The following is an 18,738-nucleotide window of genomic DNA, read 5'->3' as shown; positions in this document are numbered from 1 at the left end:
CGAACATCGAGCACGATGACTTCGCCGCGCTTGGCTTGCGCCATCAGTTCCTTGCGCCCCACGCTGACCATGCGGTCCGGGTCGGCCATCATGCCCTGCAGTGCCATGCGCAATTCGATCAGGTGCTCCTCGGCCACCTGGCGCAAGGTCACACCCAACTGGGCCACGTCCTTACCGGTGAGGCTGTAATAAATACGCTTGCCGTCGCGGCGGGTTTGCACCAGACGGGCCTCCTTGAGTGCTTTCAGGTGCGCGCTGGCGAGCTTGTTGTCGATGGCCACCTCAAGGGAAATGGTCTCGACCGCCTTCTCGCCCTGGGCCAGCATTTCCAAAATTTCCAGCCGCTTGGGGCTCGAAAGCGCCTTGCCCACACGGGCGACCTGCTCGTACAGAAGGTCTTTGAGTGATCGGTTATTCATGGTGTATATTCTAACGTACGTTAGATTGATTGATATTGATCCAGCGCAAAAGCAAGTCTTGATTGGATGGAGACAACATGGAATTTGAACAGTTTGTGCTGTCAAACGAGCCTGTGATCAGAATGGGCTTCTTTGTGGGTGTCTTTGTGCTCGTCGCACTTTGGGAGCTGGTCGCACCACAGCGCCCGCTCACGGCTTCCAAGGCTTTGCGCTGGAGCAGCAACCTTGGCCTGGTCATTCTCAACACTGTGTTGCTGCGCCTGATGTTCCCGCTGGCAGCGGTGGGCATGGCCGCGTTCGGTGCGGCCAATGGCTGGGGTCTGCTGAATCACTTCAACGTGCCGTTCTGGCTTGCCGTGCCCCTGGCCGTGATCGCCATGGACTTTGTGATCTGGCTGCAGCACGTCATGGTGCATGCGGTGCCGGTGCTGTGGCGGCTGCACCGGGTGCACCACGCCGACCCGGACTACGACCTGACCACGGGCGCACGCTTTCATCCCTTGGAGATCATGCTTTCCATGCTGATCAAGATCGCCACCATCGCGGTGCTCGGCCCGCCTGTGCTGGCGGTGCTGATCTTCGAGGTGGTGCTGAATGCAGCGGCCATGTTCAACCACGGCAACATCCGCCTGCCCGTGGGCCTGGACCACGCGCTGCGCTGGGTCATCGTCACGCCCGACATGCACCGCGTGCACCACTCGGTCGAGGAAGACGAGACCAATTCCAACTTCGGCTTCAACCTGCCCTGGTGGGACCGGTTGTTTGGCACCTACCGTGAACAACCGCGCGCCGGCCAATTGGGTATGACCATCGGCATTCACGGCCATAACGATCCGCGCGAGGTGGCGCGACTCGACGGCATGCTGCTGATGCCGTTCAGGGGTGAGGTGCAAGGCTACGCCATCAACCGGCGCACCTGGTCTTGAAAAGAGAACCCTGATGACTGTGCAACCCTTGAGCGGAACACATGCGCGACCTCAAAAGATGGCATTTGCAGCCCATGCAGTTCAACAAATACAAGTATCTCCTCGCTGTATTTTTCTCTCTGGCCCTGCATGTCCTGGTGCTTGCGCTTGCCAGCAAGCAGCAGCTCGGGTTGATCGACAAGCCGGTCAATACCAAAGTCGAGGCCACAGTCATCTTTCTGGCGTTCGGGTGGCCGGCCCAATGACAAGCTCGCGTTTACCGCCTTTGACTAAACGACACGTCATGGGGTTGGTGGCCAAAATTTGCACAGCTTCCACAATTTCCCCAATGCGTTTAGCTGCGGAGCCGACATCAAAATGCGCAATGTCGTCAAACAAGCGATCGGAATCGTTCAAAATCTGCCATTGGGAAATTGCAGTGTTCAGTAACGGAAAACTGGCCGCCAGGTCATTGCAGTTTTGTTGACGCCAATGGTCGGCACGGCTTTTGCGTGGTCACCTTCACCGTATTTTTGAACAGTTTTGCCCTTCATTCACATGCTCCAAGCCTCCAAACTCATCCCCCAAGGCGCTGGCCTGGCCGCCGCCTTGCTCAAGCGCGCCAGCGCGGTGGAACTGGACTGGGACATTCGCCAGAAAAGCCGCTTCGAAGCCACTGACTCAATTGGCCGCCAGCTTGGCATCTTTCTGCCGCGTGGCACGGTGGCGCGTGGCGGCGACGTGCTGGTGGCGCAGGATGGCTCGTTGATCAGGGTTTGGGCTGCGCCCCAAACCGTGCTGAAAATCACCGCTTGCCCCGAGCACGGCTCAAGCTTCGATTTGATCCGCGCCGCCTACCACCTGGGCAACCGCCATGTGCCGATCGAACTCAAGCCCGACCACCTCAAGATCGAGCCCGACCATGTGCTGGCCGACATGTTGCGCGCCATGCACCTGACCGTGGTGGAAGTGAATGAGGCGTTTGAGCCGGAGAGCGGCGCCTATGCCAGCGGCGGCCACGCCCATGGCGGCCATGATCAGGCACACGCACACTGAGCCATGCAAGCGATTTCCGACAGCACCGCACCTGCTGCCAGCCTGCTGCAGCTCATGTGGCTGGCCTCGCCGGCGCTGCCAATCGGCGGCTTCTCTTACTCTGAGGGCCTGGAGGCCGCGGTCGACACAGCCCGCGTAACAACCGAGTCGGAAGCCGCTACCTGGCTGCTCGACCAGCTTGAACTGAACCTGGCGCGATGCGATCTGGCCGTGCTGTCGCAAGCCATTCCCGCTTGGCAAGCCGCCGATGCCAGCCGCATTGCCGAGCTCAACGCCTGGGTGCTGCAAACGCGCGAAAGCAGCGAGTTGCGGGCACAGAGCGAGCAAATGGGCCGCTCCCTGCTCGAATGGCTGCGCAACCACACCACCGCCACCCCGGTGCAAATCGGGCTGCTGGCCGAACTTCAGCCCACCTATCCGCTGGCCTTTGCGCTGGCTGCCAGCGCCACCGGTGCGTCTGCGCGCGATTGCCTGCTGACCTACGCTTTTGGCTGGGCCGAGAACATGGTGCAAGCCGCCATCAAATCTGTGCCACTGGGCCAGAGCGCCGGGCAGCGCATTTTGTCGGCCTTGACGGCCGCCATTCCTGCGGCCGTGACACAAGCCCTGTTGGTGCCTGACCACCAGCGCCAGGCCTTTTCCCCGATGTTGGCCATTTTGAGTGCCCAGCACGAAGTCCAGTATTCACGTCTTTTTCGCTCCTAAACCTCACCATGACTCAACTCCATCACATCAAGCACCGCACCAAACCCCTGCCCCCTTTGCGCGTGGGCATTGGCGGTCCGGTGGGTTCGGGCAAAACCACCCTGCTGGAGATGCTGTGCAAAGCCATGCGCGACCGGTACGACCTGGTGGCCATCACCAACGACATCTACACCAAGGAAGACCAGCGCCTGCTCACCGTCAGCGGAGCGCTGCCCGCCGAGCGCATCATGGGCGTGGAGACCGGCGGCTGCCCGCACACCGCCATCCGCGAGGACGCGTCGATCAACCTGGAGGCCATCGACCGCATGCTGGTGGATTTTCCCAACGCCGACATTGTGTTCATTGAGAGTGGCGGCGACAACCTGGCGGCCACCTTCAGCCCTGAGCTCTCCGACCTGACCATCTACGTGATCGATGTCGCCGCTGGCGAAAAAATTCCACGCAAAGGCGGCCCCGGCATTACCAAAAGCGATTTGTTCGTCATCAACAAAACCGACCTGGCCCCCTATGTAGGCGCCGATCTGGACGTGATGCACGCTGACACCACACGCATGCGCAGCACCCCCAAGGGGCTCAAGCCCTTTGTGATGACCAACCTGAAAACCCGGGCCGGGCTGAGCGAGGTGGTGGCCTTTATCGAAAGCCGGGGCATGCTGCTGGCGCAGGCGTAAACCCCCGTGCGAGCATGCCGAATGAAGTTGCCGCAGGCCGGAATACTGTTATAAAGCGATTTTTAAACACATCGCCACTGCCATGCGCCATTCCATCAAACACATTGCGTCCGTGCTGGTGGCCGCCCTGTCGACCGCGTCTCTGCTGCCGGTTCAGGCCCAAACCGCGGCACCTGCAGCCGAGCCCAAGATCCTGTTGATGAGTGTGCTTGAATTAAAGGCCGACGCCGAGCGCGGTGAGGCCGAATTCAAAGCGCAGAACTGCTCGCGCTGCCACCGCAAGGACGCCGCCGGCCGCTCTGCCAACCAGACGCCCCGGCTTTCCGGGCAACACGCCACGGTGGTCATCAAGCAGGTTCTCGATATCCGCAGCGGCCTGCGCTCCAACCCACTCATGAAGCCCCTGGTTGTGGAAGAAAAACTGAGTCTGCAAACCCTGGCCGACATCGCCGCCCATTTGCAAACGCTGCCGGTGGCCGGACCAATTGCCATGGGTCCGGGGTCAGGCGTGGCGCGGGGAAAGGCGTTATTTGCCAAGGACTGCGCCGGCTGCCACGGTGCAGACGGCGAGGGCAATGCCAGCACTTTCGTGCCTATGGTGGCAGCGCAACATTACTCCTATTTGTTACGCGAACTCGAACTCATTCGCAACGGGGAACGGGGCAACTCCAACCCCGCCATGGCCAGCCTGCTGAAATCCTATGCACAAGACGATTTACAGGCCGTGGCAGACTACATGGCGCAGTCACCTGCGCCAAAACGCCAGTAGCAACCCGGTACGAAGTTTTCGGCCTGACCGGAGTTGTCTCCGAAGTGCGCTGTCGAACTTGCGGTTTGGCTTTCAATCCCTGCGTTGTGTTGATCCGCGCACCAGCAGTTCACCGCGCAGCACCACCCGGCGCACGGCCCGCTCAGGCAAAAGCACCCGTTCAAGCAGGAGCCTGATCGCGGTTTGACCGATTTCATGGATGGGCTGGCGGATCACGGTGATGTCTGGCGTGACCAGACTGGTCCATGGCAAGTCGTCAAAGCCGGCCACCGCGGTATCAGCTGGCACCTTCACCCCCGCGGCCTTGACTGCCTCGGCGATACCCTGCAGCACCAGACCGCTGCTGGCGACCAGGGCGTCAGGCATGGGACTGCGCTGCAGCAGCCTGTCGGCGACCTCGCGGGCGCGTTCGCTGCGCGGAAGGATCGGTTCGGCCTCAGGTGCCAACCCGGCCGCAGACATGGCGGCCAGGTAGCCCTGGTGCCGCTGCGGCCCGGTGGAACCCACTGATCCATACAGGAAGACGATGCGCCGATAGCCCTGCGTGACCAAATGTTCGGTCAGGCGGTAGCCGGCGTCAAAATTGTCCAGCACCACCGCATCTGCGTTCACATCGCGCTCGCAGCGGTCCACCAGCACCATGGGAAACGAATATTCCTTCGGCCGCAGGTCATTGAGCAGGGAGCGCGTGGGCGACAGGATCACACCGCTCACATTTTCGTCGCGCATCATCTCCAGGTAGAACGCCTCCTTGTCGGGGTCTTCATCGGCGTTGCACAGGAACACCCGCATGCCGTTCTGGTACGCCACGTCTTCCACCGCGCGGCTGATCTCGGTAAAAAAGGGGTTGCGGATGTCGGACACGATCAGGCCCAGCGTGTCGGTGCGGCCTGAACGCAAACGCCGGGCCGCCAGATCCGGCCTGTAGCCCAATGACTTGACCGCAGCATTGACGCGCAAACGCGTCTCGTCGCTGACCCCGGGAACCCCCGCAATCACCCGTGAAACCGAGGCTGTCGATACCCCCGCCTGTTTCGCCACATCCACGATTTTGACCATCAAACCTCCGGAATTACGATGTAATCGTTTGCATTATTGTGCATGAAGTCTTGTAAAACCTCGGGATTATTTGCACTAAATAGCCATTTTTAGGGTAAACCCTTAGCATTTTCGACAAAAAATGCTGGCATTTCCCTTTAATTTATCTGACAATCAAAATGTAAACGATTACATTAAATTCATTGAAACACGTTAAAAACGTCGACAACAGCAAGGAGACACGGATGGAAACCATGACGACCGCCTGCATAAGACTGAATGCCCGGGCCAGCAACAAAACCGAAGCAGTGCGCCTGGCCGGCCAACTGTTGGTGGACGCGGGCTACATTGCCCCGGCCTATGTGGAAAGCATGCTCAAACGCGAGGAGGTGGCCAACACCTTTCTGGGCGCGGGTGTCGCCATTCCGCACGGCATGGTGGAAGACCGCCACCACATTCACCACACCGGCGTGGCGGTGGTGCAGTTTCGTGACGGTGTCGCCTGGAAAGACGGCGACCAAGCGCAGCTGGTGGTGGCGATTGCTGCCAAGTCAGACGAGCACATTGTGTTGCTGCGCCGTCTGACGCGCTTGATGCAGCGTCCCCAGAGCATCGAGAGCCTGGTGGCCACCAACGACCCACAGTTGATCGTCACCACCCTGGCCGACGAACCGGTGCCGGTCGCCGCCCCTGCTGTTGACGCGCCCGAGTGGCCCAGCGACGCGCAGTCTGAGTGGACGCTGGACTACCCCAACGGCCTGCACGCCCGCCCGGCCACCCGCTGGGTGGAAACCGCCAAACGTTTTGCCTGCGACATTCGCGTGTACAAGGCGCAGGAATTTGCCGATGCCAAGGCGCTGACCGGCCTGCTGTCGCTGGGGGTGACCCGGGGTGACAGCCTGCGCCTGGCCGCCCGTGGCCCGGATGCGCGCCGCGCGGTCGATGCACTGCTGGATGTGGTGCGCGCCTTGTCTGCCGACGAAAAGGCCGACGCCGAGCGCGCCCGCCGTAACGCGCTGGCCGCCCGCCGTGCCACCCCCGACTGGCTGCCCGGCAACAACCCGCAAGCGATCTACGGCATTGGTGCCAGCCCCGGCTTGGCCATCGGCATGCTGGTGCGCCACGTCAGCCACCAGTTTGACGTGCCCGACAAGCCAGGCGACGTGATTGCCGATGGCGAAGCGCTGGAGGCATCGCTGCTGGCCATCAGCCAGGAGCTGCAAACCCTGGAGGCCCAGACCCGCACGCGGCTGGGCGCCGCCGAGGCCGCCATCTTTACCGCCCACCGCGAGCTCATTGCCGACGCACAACTGCTGCGCGACGCCCTGGCCAACATTCTGCGCGGCCACGGTGCGGCGTGGTCCTGGCAATACGCCTTGCAGGCCCAAGTTGAAAAGTTGCAAGCCGTGGCCGACCCGCTGCTGGCTGCCCGCGCGCTGGACCTGCGCGATGTGGGTGAGCGCGTGCTGGCCCACATGCTGGGCATTGAGCGTCAATGCCAGGTGCTGAGCCAACCCAGCATTTTGGTGGCCGAAGACCTGACGCCCTCTGACACCTTGCAGCTCGACATGAAATTTGTCGTCGGCCTGGCCATCAGCAGCGGCGGGCCCACCTCGCACACCGCCATTCTGGCGCGCACGCTGGGTCTGCCCGCCGTGGTGGCTGCAGGCAGTGCCTTGTTGGCAGCGCCCGAGGGGCAGCTGGCCGTGATCGACGGCGGCTTGGGTGCGGTGTACCTGGACGTATCAAAAGCCGATCAGGACGCTGCCACCGAAGTGATTGCTCGCCAACTGGTCACCCGCAACGCCCTGCGCGAGAGCCGCTACTTGCCCGCCACCACCACCGACGGCCACACGGTTGAAGTGGCAGCCAATGTGGCCAACGCCAAGCAGGCCAGTGTGGCCATCGAAGCCGGTGCCGAAGGTGTGGGCTTGATGCGTACCGAGTTTTTGTTTCTGGAACGCAACAGTGCGCCGGACGAAGAGGAGCAATACCGCGTTTACCGTGACATGACCGAGGCCATGGGCGGGCGCACCCTCATCATTCGTGCGCTGGACATCGGCGGCGACAAAAAAGTGCCTTACCTGAACCTGCCCAAGGAAGAAAACCCGTTCCTGGGGGTGCGCGGTGCGCGCCTGCTGCTGATCCGGCAAGACCTGCTCTACACCCAGCTGCGCGCGCTATACCGCGCCGCCGCCCACGGGCCGATCCGCATCATGTTCCCGATGGTCACCCACACCAGCGAAATCGAGGCGCTGCGCGAGCATTGCGAACGCGCCCGCGCTCAGGTCAACGGGCCGCAACTGAAAATCGGCATCATGGTCGAGGTTCCCGCTGTGGCGGTGATGGCGGAAAAGTTCGCTCCGCTGGTGGACTTTTTCTCGGTCGGCACCAACGATCTGACCCAATACACGCTGGCCATTGATCGGCAGCACCCTGAACTGGCGGCGCAGGCGGACAGCCTGCACCCAGCCGTGCTGGACCTGATTGCGCGCACCGTGGCCGCTGCCAAAAAACACGGCACCTGGGTGGGCGTGTGTGGCGGGCTGGCAGGTGACCCGCTGGGCGCCCGCATCCTCACCGGCCTGGGTGTCGATGAGCTGTCGATGAGCGCGCAGGACGTCGCCGCCGTCAAGGCCACCCTGCGCAGTGACTCTTATGCCGCCATGCAACTGCTGGCCCAGCGTGCGCTGGCTGCAGGAAGCGCCGACGAGGTGCGTGCGTTATGAATGACGCTCCGCACAACACCCCGGCCCGCGTGGTGGCGGTCGCGCTGAATCCGGCGCTGGACCACACACTGGAAGTGGATCACCTGCGGGTGGGCGGGGTGAACCGCGCCCTGCGCATGCAGGTGGATGTGGGTGGCAAGGGCATCAATGTGGCCTCGTGTCTGGCAGATTTTGGTGTCCGCAGCGCGGTCACTGGGCTGATCGGTCGCGAGAACGCCGGTCAGTTCGAGACGCTCTTCGACGCCAAAGGCATCGACAACCGCTGCTTTTACCTCGACGGTCTGACCCGCATCAACACCAAGCTGGTGGATCTGGCCAGCGGTGACACCACCGACATCAACATGCCCGGCCCGACGCTGGCGCCGGACGCCGTTGAAGCGCTGCTCGAGCGGCTGCTGGCGCGCATTGGCGGACTGGTCGGAAAAGGCAGCTGGGTGGTGGCCTCGGGCAGTTTGCCGCCGCAATGGCCTGCCGACACCTACGCTCGCCTGATCACCCATGCGCACAACCTGGGCGCGCAGGTGCTGCTGGACGCCAGCGGTGCCGCCCTGGCCGCGGGCGTCGGTGCGGCGCCCGACATCATCAAGCCCAACCGCGCCGAGCTCTGCGAGCTGATCGGTAGGACGCTTGCCGACACCGCCTCGGTGGTGGCCGCTGCCCGCGAACTGCTGGCTCGGCCCAACGCACCCGGCACAGTGATCGTGTCGATGGGCGGCGAGGGCGCCCTGTTTGTCAACCACCACATTGCCCTGCTGGCGCACCCCATTCCCACCGAACTCATCAGCACAGTGGGCGCGGGTGATGCCATGGTGGCCGGCATTGTGGCAGCGCAGATCGCCGGACTGGCCCTGCCCGAGTGCGCGCGCCTGGCCACAGCGTTTTCAGCCGCCAAGCTGGCGCGCCTCGGGCCCCATCTGCCCCCACCAGACACCGTGCGGGCGCTGGCCCAAATGGTTCAAGTTAGTTCACTCGGCTGACCCAGCCGCCCCCTGTCCCCCAAGCCAAAAGGAAACACCATGTCAAAAATCGTCGCCGTGACCGCTTGCCCGACTGGCATCGCTCACACCATCATGGCCGCCGAGGCCTTGCAGCAAGCCGCTGACCGCGCCGGCCACAGCATGCAGGTAGAAACACAAGGCTCGGCCGGCACCCGCAACACCCTGAGTGCCGCCGACATTGTCGCCGCCGACGCGGTGATCATTGCTGCCGACACCCACGTCAACACCGAGCGTTTTGCCGGCAAAAACCTGCTTGAAGTCGGCACCGTGCCCGCCATCCGGGATGCTGAAGCGGTGATTCGCCAGGCCCTCGGCCAGGCGCGCCCGGCAACACCAGCCGCCGCCGCAACCGCCGCTGTACCCGCGCGAGATCCGTCGATGCCGCAAATTGTGGCCATCACCTCCTGCCCGACCGGTATCGCCCACACCTTCATGGCCGCTGAAGGCCTGGAGACCGGCGCCAAGGCCAACCAGCTCAGCATCAAGGTGGAGACGCAAGGCTCGGTCGGCGCGCAAAACACGCTCACCGCTGCGGACGTGGCCAACGCCGAGATCGTGCTGATAGCCGCCGACACCAATGTCGACATGAGCCGCTTTGCTGGCAAGCGCATTTACGAGACCAGCACCAAAGCCGCCATCAAGGACGGCGCGTTGGTGGTGCGCACCGCCATGGAGCAGGCCAAAGCCGCCGCACCGGCCACTGGCGCCGTCTATACCGACCAGGTGAAAGCTGCCAAGGCACAACAAAGCGCCAGCCGCACCGGTGCCTACAAGCACCTGATGACCGGCGTGTCTTACATGATTCCGTTTGTGGTGGCCGGTGGCCTGCTGATCGCCCTGGGTTTTGCGCTGGGTGGCATCTATGTCTACGAAGACGCCAACAAGGGCACCCTGGCCTGGACGCTGTTCACCATTGGTGCCAAGAGCGGCTTTGCGCTGATGGTGCCGATTCTGGCGGGCTTCATCGCCCACTCGATTGCCGACCGACCCGGCCTGGCGCCAGGCATGATCGGCGGCATGATTGCCGCGTCGATTGGCGCGGGTTTCATTGGTGGTATTGCTGCCGGCTTCCTGGCCGGTTACACGGTCAAGTTCCTCAATGACAAGATCCAGCTCGGGCGCAATCTGGACGGCCTGAAGCCGGTGCTGATCCTGCCGCTGCTGGGCACCGCCATCGTCGGTTTGCTGATGTATTACGTGGTGGGCGAACCCGTCAGCCTGGTGCTGGCAGCCATCACCACCTGGCTCAAGGGCCTGCAAGGCTCCAACGCGATCTTTTTGGGTCTGCTGCTGGGTTCGATGATGGCGTTTGACATGGGCGGCCCGGTCAACAAGGCGGCCTATGCCTTTGCCACTGGCCTGATCGCCAGCGAAGTCTATGCACCCATGGCCGCCGTCATGGCCGCAGGTATGACGCCGCCGCTGGCACTGGCCCTGGCCACGGTAGTCTTCAAGAACCGCTTCACGCTGGACGAGCGTGAAGCGGGCAAAGCCACTGCCGTGTTGGGCATTTCCTTCATCACCGAAGGTGCGATTCCCTTTGCCGCCAAAGATCCGCTGCGCGTCATACCGGCGCTGATGATCGGCTCGGCCGTGGCCGGTGCACTGTCGATGGTGCTTGGCAGCGAACTGCGCGTGCCGCACGGTGGCGTGTTTGTGCTGCCCATTCCCAATGCAGTGACCAACCTGGGTGCCTATCTGTTGGCCATCGTGGCCGGTACCGTGATCAGCGCCCTGGCCCTGGGTGCCCTGAAGCGACCACTGAACGCAACAGCCGCCAATTGATGCCATCAAGCAAAAGACCCCGATTCGTCATGTAACCGGTGCAGTCAGTCTGGCCGATGTGGCTGGGCTGAGCATCGGCCTCCTTAACTGGATCAGGGTTTGATGCGGCCCAAGACCTTGAGCTCTCGTCCCTGGAGCGCAACGACCACGCCCTCACCAGAGTCCGGCACGACACCCGTCAGCGCCGTGATGTTGACCTGGTGGGTCACAACCACCAGGACGCCGGGTTCTTTGCGGGAGGCCAGCAAGTCCAACGCTGCCTGGGTCTGGCTGGATCCTTGCGCAGGTGACCCAAAAAAGGAATTGAAGAGTGGCTGATCGACACGCCTGCCGGGAAATGCCAGATCGGCCGTTTCCCGTGTGCGGCACCATTGGGAACTCCAGACAGTCTTGACTTCAATGCCACGCTGTTGAAATGCCTCGCCAATGCGCCGGGCTTGCGTTTGGCCGTTGGCGCTCAGGTTGCGCTGCGTGCGGCAGTCGTTGAGTTTGAATTCAGCAGGGTCCCCGACCCCGGGAGCCGTTGCATGACGAAACAGCACCACCGTGCCGGGCGTGACGCTGTGCCAGGCCTCCTGGGCGCAGGCTTGCGCGGCGCAAACAACGAGCAGGAAAACTGCGCTTATTTTGCGAAACATGCTGAGCCGTGCTTGTGCACACTCATGGTTGAGACCACGCGCTGGTCAGGGTACGGGACGAAGCTTTTGAACGGCTGTGCGCGGCATTTCGGCATGACGGCTCTGCCGACGACGCCATTTGCCTGGTCAAAAAATGCTGGTCCAAGGGCAAAAAACGGGGGATTGAAGGTGTTCTTGATGGCTTTCTCCAAAGGCAGTTAACTAAATTTACCATCGTAAAAATGTATCGGATTTAAATTTACTACGCACCGGTACGTTTAAATTTCCCTAAGGGTTTAATCAAACCAATTGGTAGCCGAAACAGTGCCGTCAACGGCCATAAAATAGGACCAAAGGGGATCTGAAATGCTCATTCGTGTGATTTACGTCAGTACCGCTGTAGGCCCGCAGACCAGCACCATGACCCACTCAATCTTGAAGAAGGCGCAAGCCTGGAACAAGGCGAACAACATCACGGGCGTGTTGTGCCAGGGACAGGGCGTTTTTTTGCAGGCACTTGAAGGTGAACGCGGTGTTGTCACCAAGCTTTATTCGCGCATTTACGCAGACCAGCGCCACACCAATGTGGTGCTGATTCACTGCGAAAGTATTGCCGAACGGCGTTTCGAAAAATGGTCCATGGCACACGTCAGCTTGTCTGACATTGATCCCAAGACAAAAATTGTGTGGCCGGAATTCGACCCCTATTCCGCCTCCGGGCTGCTGGTGATGGCGCGCATTGATGAGTTGCTTGCGACAGGCACGACAATCCAGAGCCCCGATTCCTGACCTGTGTTTCCTGACGGCACCAAGTGGCCCTCGTTCAAAGGCGATTGCATGAAAGCCAACGGGCACTGCTTTGGGCTGACAGACGATGGCAAACACTCGAACCTTCGGACCTACTTGGCCTGACCTGGCGAGTCAACCCACCAGACCCACCATGAGCCAACCCATCTCGGCCAAGAGCGGCATCCTCCACATCATCGATAAAACCGGCTTTGCCGTGTTGGCCACGGAAAACGCCGGGCAACCGCACACCAGCCTGATCGCCGTCACCTCGTTCGCAGCTGGTCGGCAACTGCTCTTTGCAACCTACCGCAACACCCGCAAGTTCCACAATCTGCAGCAAAACCGCCGGGTGTCGCTGCTGATCAATGGCTGCCCAACGCGGGGATCGGCAGATCAGGACGGGTACGTGGTGAGCGCAGTGGGCCGCGTCGAAGACATTGCCGACAGCGACCTGGCTGCCATGCGCTCAGCTCACCTGCTCAAGCATCCGGACCTGGCCGCTTTTCTGGACTCGCCAGACTGCGTCCTGCTGAGCCTGGCAGTGGAGTCCTATCAGGTGGTGCGGGGCATTGACGATGTCAGTTGGTGGATGATTGACGCGATGTCTCCGACCTGACACGAAGCCAATCGGCCAATCGCCAAGCTTGGCGACGCGCGCCCCCGAGTCCCAGGCACCGCTATGCCATTACTCCGCCCGGTGATCCATCGCCTCAATGGCCTTCACCATCAGCCGAAATGCACCCGCTTGCTTGTCTGAAATCATCAGCCCAACCTGTCTGACCGCCTCAGGTCGCAACGGTAGCGCCCCTTTCACAAACCTGCCCCGAAAGCTGGGCTCGAATGACGTCACGGGCAGAACTGTCTGGGTCCACAGCCCCGGCGCGGGTGTAAAAGCAGCCTGGTAGTTGACGCCGTCAAAGCCATCATCAGTGCGCAAATTCAGCTTGTAAGTGTGACCATCACCGTAGGCAGTCAGCAGGTAGGCCACCGTGTCAGCACCTCCCAAGTGAAGCTGTGATGCCCGGACAGAGGCAAAGCCGCCGTTGTTTTCCAGTGAGACCTCCCCCTCAAACACGGCGCAACCCGCCGAATCGAATCGCATTCGACCGACAGAGACGCCGCCCATCACCCCATCATTGATGGCTTGCCAATTCTGGGTGGAGGCTGGCGTGTTGAAGTGATGCTTCAGGTTGGTCATGGCTCAATCGTAAGCCGCTTCAAGCCCGGATGCATTGGCGCCGGCCACAACCCTTCCGCCACCGCCCGGCGCCTTGGCAGCAAACCATCACCATGAGTCCCTGAGAGGATCAGCGTTCCCCTCAGGCAACCCAATGTTGTTCGAGATTTGAAAGAATGAAGTTCAAATTTAAACCATCCATTCGTTAGGACCCTGATGCTTTTTGCATCCTATGACTTGGGCGGCATTCGCCTTGCCAACCGCACCGTCATGGCGCCGATGACACGCAGCCGTTGCTCACACGACAGTGCTCCCGATGCATTGGTTGCCCAGTATTATGAACAACGCGCCACCGCTGGCCTGATTGTGACCGAGGGCACGTCACCCTCCCCCAATGGCGTGGGTTACGCCAGGATTCCGGGGATCTACAACGAAGCGCAGGTGCAAGGCTGGCGCTTGGTGACCGACGCAGTTCACAAGGCTGGCGGTAAAATTTTTGTTCAGTTGATGCACACCGGTCGCGTCTCGCATCAAGACAATCTCCCCGCTGGTGCCCGCGTCATTGGCCCAAGCCCCGAGGTCTGCCCGGGTGACATGTGGACCGACAAGGCTGGTCTGCAGGCCCATACGGCGCCCGTAGTGATGACCGAACTGGACATTGCTCAAGCCGTTGCCGAATATGCCAATGCCGCCAGCTTGGCCGTCAAGGCAGGCTTTGACGGCATTGAGCTCCACGCGGCCAACGGCTACCTGATGGAGCAGTTCCTCAATGCCAACGTCAACAAGCGCACCGATGACTACGGTGGAAGTGCGGACGCACGCAACCGGTTTACCCTTGAGGTGGCCCAGGCTTGTGTAGGCGCCATTGGGGCAGACAAGGTTGGCATCCGAATTTCGCCGCACGGCGTGTTCAACGGAACCGGCGCTTTTGACGGCGCAGAAGACCAGTTCCTGGCGTTGACCAAGAAGTTGTCCGACATGGGGCTGGTTTACCTCCACCTGGTGGACCACTCGGCCATGGGTGCACCGCCGGTTCCGGCAGAGTTGAAAACCAAGCTTCGGGCGGCCTTTGCGCGGACCTTTATCGCGGTTGGCGGCTTCGATGCCCAAAGCGCAGAGAAGGTATTGCAGGCAAAAGAGGCGGACCTGGTTGCCTTTGGTCGGCCCTTTCTTTCGAACCCGGACCTGGTCGCCCGCATGAAGTCTGGTGCCGCGCTAGCAGCGCCCGACATGAGTACTTTCTACACCCCCGGTGAAAAAGGCTATACCGACTATCCTGCGCTGGCGCAGTGACCCTGCCAGCAGGTTACAGAACCAAAAAGGTGCCATTTGGCACCCTTTTGTTCGCAACAGCAAAGCGCAAAAAATTCACTCTCTGCCCCTCTGAGATAATTCAGCCCATGTTTCACCGGGGCCGACCGGTGGCATTGCGGGGCGATGGCCACGCGGTCCACCGCATCAGCGCTAGACCATCCGATGCCGGCCCCACGTCCTCATCTTGCAAGGAATTTCATATCATGTCACTGAACAAAGAACTGCTCGCCACGATTCAACAGGCCGGTGCGGCCGTGTTTGATGCCGATGCCCAGCTCAAGCTGGCAGTCAAGGACTATGGCGAGCGCGTTCACGCAGCGGTCGGCTCCAACCCCTTTCACCTGGGCAATGACACGCTGTTCGAGAACTGGAAGATGATTGCGCGCCTGTCGAAAACGGTCGCATCCATGGAGGAGGACTTGCGCAATGTGTACCGGATGGTTGGCGAGTTGAGTGATGTGGAACCCTCCTTGCCCGGCATGATGCCCGCCTTGACAGCTCCGACCCCCGCAGCATCTGCCAACTCTGACGCGCCTCTTGTGGAGGACAACCGTCTGGCCGCCACCGATGTCAAGATCAAGAAGAAAGCAAGGGTTCGTCCGAGCAAACCGGCTAAGCGCAACACGGGGGCAAAAGCCATAGTCAAGCCCGCGACCAGTCCACAGGCAAAGGCGCTCCAGACCAAACGCAGACCAGCGGCTGCTGCGCCTGTGTCCGGGAATGCCGCCAAGCTGCTTCAGCATTTGGGCGCCGTTTTAAGCACCAAAAACTTTGCGGCCATCAACCAGACCGCAGTTTCCAAAGCAACCGGCATTCCACTGGGGTCGATGACGGCATCACTCAAGCGCCTGGCGGCTGCTGGGCATGTTCAGGCCAATCACGCTGGCGGGTTCAAACTGGCCTGATGCTTTGCGGTGCCGCACGGGCCATCGGTCAAGCTGAACACTCCAGCTGAACGCGCACGCGATCGACCCAACACCCCATAAAGCCATGAGCAGACTTCAAGCGGAGTTGCACCGCCTGTACCTCCCGCGCGACTCGCAGTCCGAATCCGATGACCCCGCCGGGGAAACGATTCGTCTGGTGGATACCGACGGGCGGGTTCGAGCCATGGTTGTTGACGTTGCACGGCAAGCCGGGTGGGACGCCGTTACGGCGCTTTGGCAAGGCGTTCAGGATGAACTTGAACTGCCCGCCCCGACGATTGCAGTGTCCGGCATCGACGGCTACCAGGTCTGGTTCTCACTTTCAGAGCCAGTGCCACTCGCACAGGCGCTTGATTTTCTGCAGTCGCTGCGCCTGCGCTACCTAAGCGCAATTGCACCGAGGCACATCGTCATGAAACCGGCTGCGGATGATCTGACACCACGACACGCACAAGACACCCGAATGGTGCCGTCCCGCCAGGCCGAAACAGGCCATTGGTCAGCGTTCGTGGCCCCTGGTTTGGCGGGGATGTTTGCAGATGAACCCTGGCTCGACCTGCCGCCCAGTCCTGATGCCCAGGCCAAGCTGCTGTCTCATTTCAAGAGCATCAGTCCCGCCGACTTTCAGCAGGCGCTGGGGCGGCTCAGGCCAACCGGTGCTGCGACCTCATGTGATACAGACACGGCGGCTGGCAAGGCTGCCGGCAGTGACTCCCGGTCAATCGCAGTTCAGACACCCCCGCACGATGGTCTTGATCCAAAGTGCTTTCTGCTCGGGGTGATGCATGATCCCACCGTCGACCTTCACCTGCGCGTTGAAGCGGCCAAGGCACTCTTGCCTTATTTCGAGCGTTAGTTTCAGGGTTGGGCCAGAACGTCATCGGGATGGACGAGCTTTCATGTCTTGGCAAAAAATCGACAGACCGCCGCAAATCAAACAACGGGTTTTTTTAGCTCAGCTTTGTCAATCAGTGCCTGCAACTCGCCAGCGCCACCAATCAGCACGCCTCTGACGAACACCATCGGAAAAGTGGGCCAGCCAGTCCACATCTTCAGCGCATTTCGCTTGCGCCAGGAGTTGAAATAGTTGCCGTACTGCAAATACTTGTAGGGCTGGTTTGTCGCGTCCAGCGCCTTGCACGCCTTTTTGGGGAAAGGGTTCAAACCCATGCCAACCACCACCACATCGTTGCCTCTGACCGCTGCCATGACCTCCTGGACGATGGCCTGCTGATGGCCAGCCACTTTGCTGCGAATAGCAGGATGAATGTGCGCTTCGTCAAGAATCGGGCGTGGCATGGAAACTCCGGAAATGTTGCGACATGCCAGTATCGCTCTTGTCGGATACCCCGACGCGTGCAGGGCACGGCTTGCGCAAAGTCAGTGCAACTGCCCTGCGCCACTTTGGCCGCCACGCGGATGCTCCCGACCTGCGTGGGGCACGGGCGGATCGTTTGGCCAATGAGCGCGGACTGCCTTGATGTAATTCAAGTCATCACAACATTTACAAGGCGGTTCGAGAGAACCAGCCCACCATCGCGCTCACCATGTTTGGCGGCGGCCTGACGCTCACCGCCCGCTTTACTCTCGCACAAGACGGCGTTCATGGCCGGATTTGACCTATGTTTTTGCCTCTCATCCCCTCGCGGGTCAGCCACCCCGCGCCATGGCCATGACCTGGCCCATGTCCAGCGTGGCGGCTTTTTGCTGGATTTGTGGCAGGTAGCGGGTTTGCATTTGCTGCGCGGGGCCGAGCAAATCCTGGTAGGTCTGGCGCAACAAGGCAGTGTTCATGACCCGGCCGCCCCGGTAATAGCCCTTGGCCAGTTGCCCCAGCGCGTAGGTGGTGGCAAACGACATGGCCATGCCGGTGGCGGCACCGCCCACTTTGCCGATGGTGCGCCCGGCCATTTTGCCCAGCAGGCCGCCCAGCAATTTACGACCAAACTGTTCCAGATACTGCGAGGTCAACCCCACGCCAGCGGCGGCAATAAATTCCTTGATGTGGCCCTGATCCAGTTCCACACCATGGGCCTTGCCCAGCCCGTAGACCATCTTGATTTGCAGGGGAATGATGGCCATGGACGCCCAGGACTGGGGCAGCAGCTCCAACGCGCCGTTGAGCAGGGCGTAGTTGAGGATGGATTTGTCCAGCTCGGACTCTGACGCCGTGGCCTGCAGCGGCACGCTGGCGGGCGCGACGGGCACGGGGCTGACTGGGGTGTCACTCAGTGTGAGCACGGTGTCGGCCTCGCGCTCGAAGACCTCGGTGCTGGCAGCATTGAGTTTCAACAGTCCCTTGAGGTCTTGCAGAAACAGGCGTTCAGGCTCGCTTTGGCGACCATCAGCGTCGCACACGCAAACCGCCATTTCATAGGCCAGTTGGCGCAGGCCCGTATTGCTGAGTGCCGTGGCGGCGGTGTCCAGTTTGACTCGCTGCAGCAGCACGTCCTGGTAGAGACCACCCAGTTCGGGCGCGTGGGCCTGCGTGGCCAGCGAGTCGGCAATGCGTCTGATTTCTTGGCGCTCCCGGTCGTGCTTGTCACCGTCTGCAAAAGCGGCGTACAGGGCAATGGTCAAAATGGATTTTTGGTCTTCAGCGGTCATGTTGGGCGTCATTCGGGTTCGGGTTGCGGCCATCCAGCGGTGGCCATCACTAATGAAGATAAGGGCAGCCAACCCATCTTACAAGTCGGATTTTTGACAATTTATATTCGACTAAACCGAAGTGATGTGTGCCGCGGGGTTGCCGGGCGGCACTTGCATGGGTTGACTGGACCTCAGGTGGCCGCGCGTGAGACCGATTGGCCTGGAAAACCAGCGCGAAGCCTGCGCCCATC

Annotated in this window: 20 protein-coding genes; 14 read left to right on the top strand and 6 right to left on the bottom strand. The window is 61.2% G+C overall.

Going from position 1 to position 18,738, the window contains the following annotated elements:
- A partial coding sequence (locus tag GPS82_RS08070; protein ID WP_296493129.1) for a metalloregulator ArsR/SmtB family transcription factor occupies positions 1 to 419 on the bottom strand: 419 nt, incomplete at its 3' end.
- A 77-nt stretch (positions 420 to 496) separates the two neighbouring features.
- Between GPS82_RS08070 and GPS82_RS08065 the strand changes: the two genes are divergently transcribed.
- The 6 genes from GPS82_RS08065 to GPS82_RS08040 all read left to right on the top strand — a co-directional run bounded on the left by GPS82_RS08065 (position 497) and on the right by GPS82_RS08040 (position 4,525).
- The gene (locus GPS82_RS08065) at positions 497 to 1,345 is read left to right on the top strand and encodes a sterol desaturase family protein (RefSeq protein WP_296493126.1); all 849 of its coding nucleotides are present in this window, start codon (positions 497 to 499) and stop codon (positions 1,343 to 1,345) included.
- 41 nt (positions 1,346 to 1,386) lie between these two features.
- The gene (locus GPS82_RS08060; RefSeq protein WP_296493122.1) at positions 1,387 to 1,590 is read left to right on the top strand and encodes a hypothetical protein; all 204 of its coding nucleotides are present in this window, start codon (positions 1,387 to 1,389) and stop codon (positions 1,588 to 1,590) included.
- 292 nt (positions 1,591 to 1,882) lie between these two features.
- On the top strand, positions 1,883 to 2,380 hold the full coding sequence (ureE, locus tag GPS82_RS08055; RefSeq protein ID WP_296493120.1) for an urease accessory protein UreE: 498 nt from the start codon (positions 1,883 to 1,885) through the stop codon (positions 2,378 to 2,380).
- A 3-nt stretch (positions 2,381 to 2,383) separates the two neighbouring features.
- A complete protein-coding gene (locus GPS82_RS08050; RefSeq protein WP_296493117.1) occupies positions 2,384 to 3,085 on the top strand; it encodes an urease accessory UreF family protein in 702 nt (233 codons plus the stop codon).
- 8 nt (positions 3,086 to 3,093) lie between these two features.
- A complete protein-coding gene (gene ureG / locus GPS82_RS08045; protein ID WP_296493114.1) occupies positions 3,094 to 3,756 on the top strand; it encodes an urease accessory protein UreG in 663 nt (220 codons plus the stop codon).
- An 82-nt stretch (positions 3,757 to 3,838) separates the two neighbouring features.
- A complete protein-coding gene (locus tag GPS82_RS08040) occupies positions 3,839 to 4,525 on the top strand; it encodes a c-type cytochrome (protein ID WP_296493111.1) in 687 nt (228 codons plus the stop codon).
- Positions 4,526 to 4,597: 72 nt separating this feature from the next.
- Here the strand turns inward: GPS82_RS08040 and GPS82_RS08035 are convergent, their stop codons facing one another.
- Positions 4,598 to 5,584 (bottom strand): LacI family DNA-binding transcriptional regulator, encoded by a 987-nt coding sequence (locus GPS82_RS08035; RefSeq protein WP_363717348.1) that lies wholly within the window; start codon positions 5,582 to 5,584, stop codon positions 4,598 to 4,600.
- A 233-nt stretch (positions 5,585 to 5,817) separates the two neighbouring features.
- On the opposite strand from GPS82_RS08035, the gene ptsP reads away from it, so the two are divergent.
- Genes ptsP through GPS82_RS08020 form a run of 3 tightly spaced genes read left to right on the top strand, consistent with a single transcriptional unit; the run spans position 5,818 to position 11,075 of the window.
- Complete coding sequence (gene ptsP / locus GPS82_RS08030; RefSeq protein WP_296493132.1) at positions 5,818 to 8,292, top strand: phosphoenolpyruvate--protein phosphotransferase; 2,475 nt, start codon at positions 5,818 to 5,820, stop codon at positions 8,290 to 8,292.
- Positions 8,289 to 9,269: a 1-phosphofructokinase gene (gene pfkB, locus GPS82_RS08025; protein ID WP_296493106.1), complete on the top strand. Its 981-nt coding sequence runs from the start codon at positions 8,289 to 8,291 to the stop codon at positions 9,267 to 9,269. The genes ptsP and pfkB overlap by 4 nt, the downstream gene beginning before the upstream one ends.
- A gap of 39 nt (positions 9,270 to 9,308) precedes the next feature.
- Positions 9,309 to 11,075 (top strand): PTS fructose-like transporter subunit IIB, encoded by a 1,767-nt coding sequence (locus tag GPS82_RS08020; protein ID WP_296493104.1) that lies wholly within the window; start codon positions 9,309 to 9,311, stop codon positions 11,073 to 11,075.
- 92 nt (positions 11,076 to 11,167) lie between these two features.
- On the opposite strand, the gene GPS82_RS08015 is transcribed toward GPS82_RS08020, so the two are convergent.
- Positions 11,168 to 11,713, bottom strand: coding sequence for a histidine phosphatase family protein (locus GPS82_RS08015; RefSeq protein WP_296493102.1), 546 nt, complete (start codon positions 11,711 to 11,713; stop codon positions 11,168 to 11,170).
- 345 nt (positions 11,714 to 12,058) lie between these two features.
- Here GPS82_RS08015 and GPS82_RS08010 point away from each other — a divergent pair, with 345 nt between their 5' ends.
- The gene (locus GPS82_RS08010; RefSeq protein ID WP_296493100.1) at positions 12,059 to 12,481 is read left to right on the top strand and encodes a BLUF domain-containing protein; all 423 of its coding nucleotides are present in this window, start codon (positions 12,059 to 12,061) and stop codon (positions 12,479 to 12,481) included.
- A 151-nt stretch (positions 12,482 to 12,632) separates the two neighbouring features.
- Entirely contained in the window at positions 12,633 to 13,097 is a 465-nt protein-coding gene (locus GPS82_RS08005) for a pyridoxamine 5'-phosphate oxidase family protein (protein WP_296493098.1), read from the top strand.
- Positions 13,098 to 13,166: 69 nt separating this feature from the next.
- Here the strand turns inward: GPS82_RS08005 and GPS82_RS08000 are convergent, their stop codons facing one another.
- A complete protein-coding gene (locus GPS82_RS08000; protein WP_296493095.1) occupies positions 13,167 to 13,679 on the bottom strand; it encodes a CIA30 family protein in 513 nt (170 codons plus the stop codon).
- A gap of 195 nt (positions 13,680 to 13,874) precedes the next feature.
- Here GPS82_RS08000 and GPS82_RS07995 point away from each other — a divergent pair, with 195 nt between their 5' ends.
- From GPS82_RS07995 to GPS82_RS07985, 3 genes are all read left to right on the top strand, one after another.
- The gene (locus GPS82_RS07995) at positions 13,875 to 14,951 is read left to right on the top strand and encodes an alkene reductase (RefSeq protein WP_296493093.1); all 1,077 of its coding nucleotides are present in this window, start codon (positions 13,875 to 13,877) and stop codon (positions 14,949 to 14,951) included.
- 224 nt (positions 14,952 to 15,175) lie between these two features.
- Positions 15,176 to 15,877 (top strand): hypothetical protein, encoded by a 702-nt coding sequence (locus GPS82_RS07990; RefSeq protein WP_296493090.1) that lies wholly within the window; start codon positions 15,176 to 15,178, stop codon positions 15,875 to 15,877.
- Positions 15,878 to 15,962: 85 nt separating this feature from the next.
- The gene (locus GPS82_RS07985; RefSeq protein ID WP_296493089.1) at positions 15,963 to 16,754 is read left to right on the top strand and encodes a hypothetical protein; all 792 of its coding nucleotides are present in this window, start codon (positions 15,963 to 15,965) and stop codon (positions 16,752 to 16,754) included.
- 77 nt (positions 16,755 to 16,831) lie between these two features.
- On the opposite strand, the gene GPS82_RS07980 is transcribed toward GPS82_RS07985, so the two are convergent.
- Both GPS82_RS07980 and GPS82_RS07975 read right to left on the bottom strand, forming a co-directional pair.
- Entirely contained in the window at positions 16,832 to 17,197 is a 366-nt protein-coding gene (locus tag GPS82_RS07980; protein ID WP_296493087.1) for a glutaredoxin domain-containing protein, read from the bottom strand.
- A gap of 351 nt (positions 17,198 to 17,548) precedes the next feature.
- Positions 17,549 to 18,505, bottom strand: coding sequence for a DUF533 domain-containing protein (locus GPS82_RS07975; protein ID WP_296493085.1), 957 nt, complete (start codon positions 18,503 to 18,505; stop codon positions 17,549 to 17,551).
- Positions 18,506 to 18,738 lie beyond the last annotated feature (233 nt).

Source organism: Rhodoferax sp. (genome assembly GCF_011391645.1).
GTDB lineage: Bacteria > Pseudomonadota > Gammaproteobacteria > Burkholderiales > Burkholderiaceae_C > Rhodoferax.
This window is presented reverse-complemented; position numbering and strand designations above follow the sequence as displayed.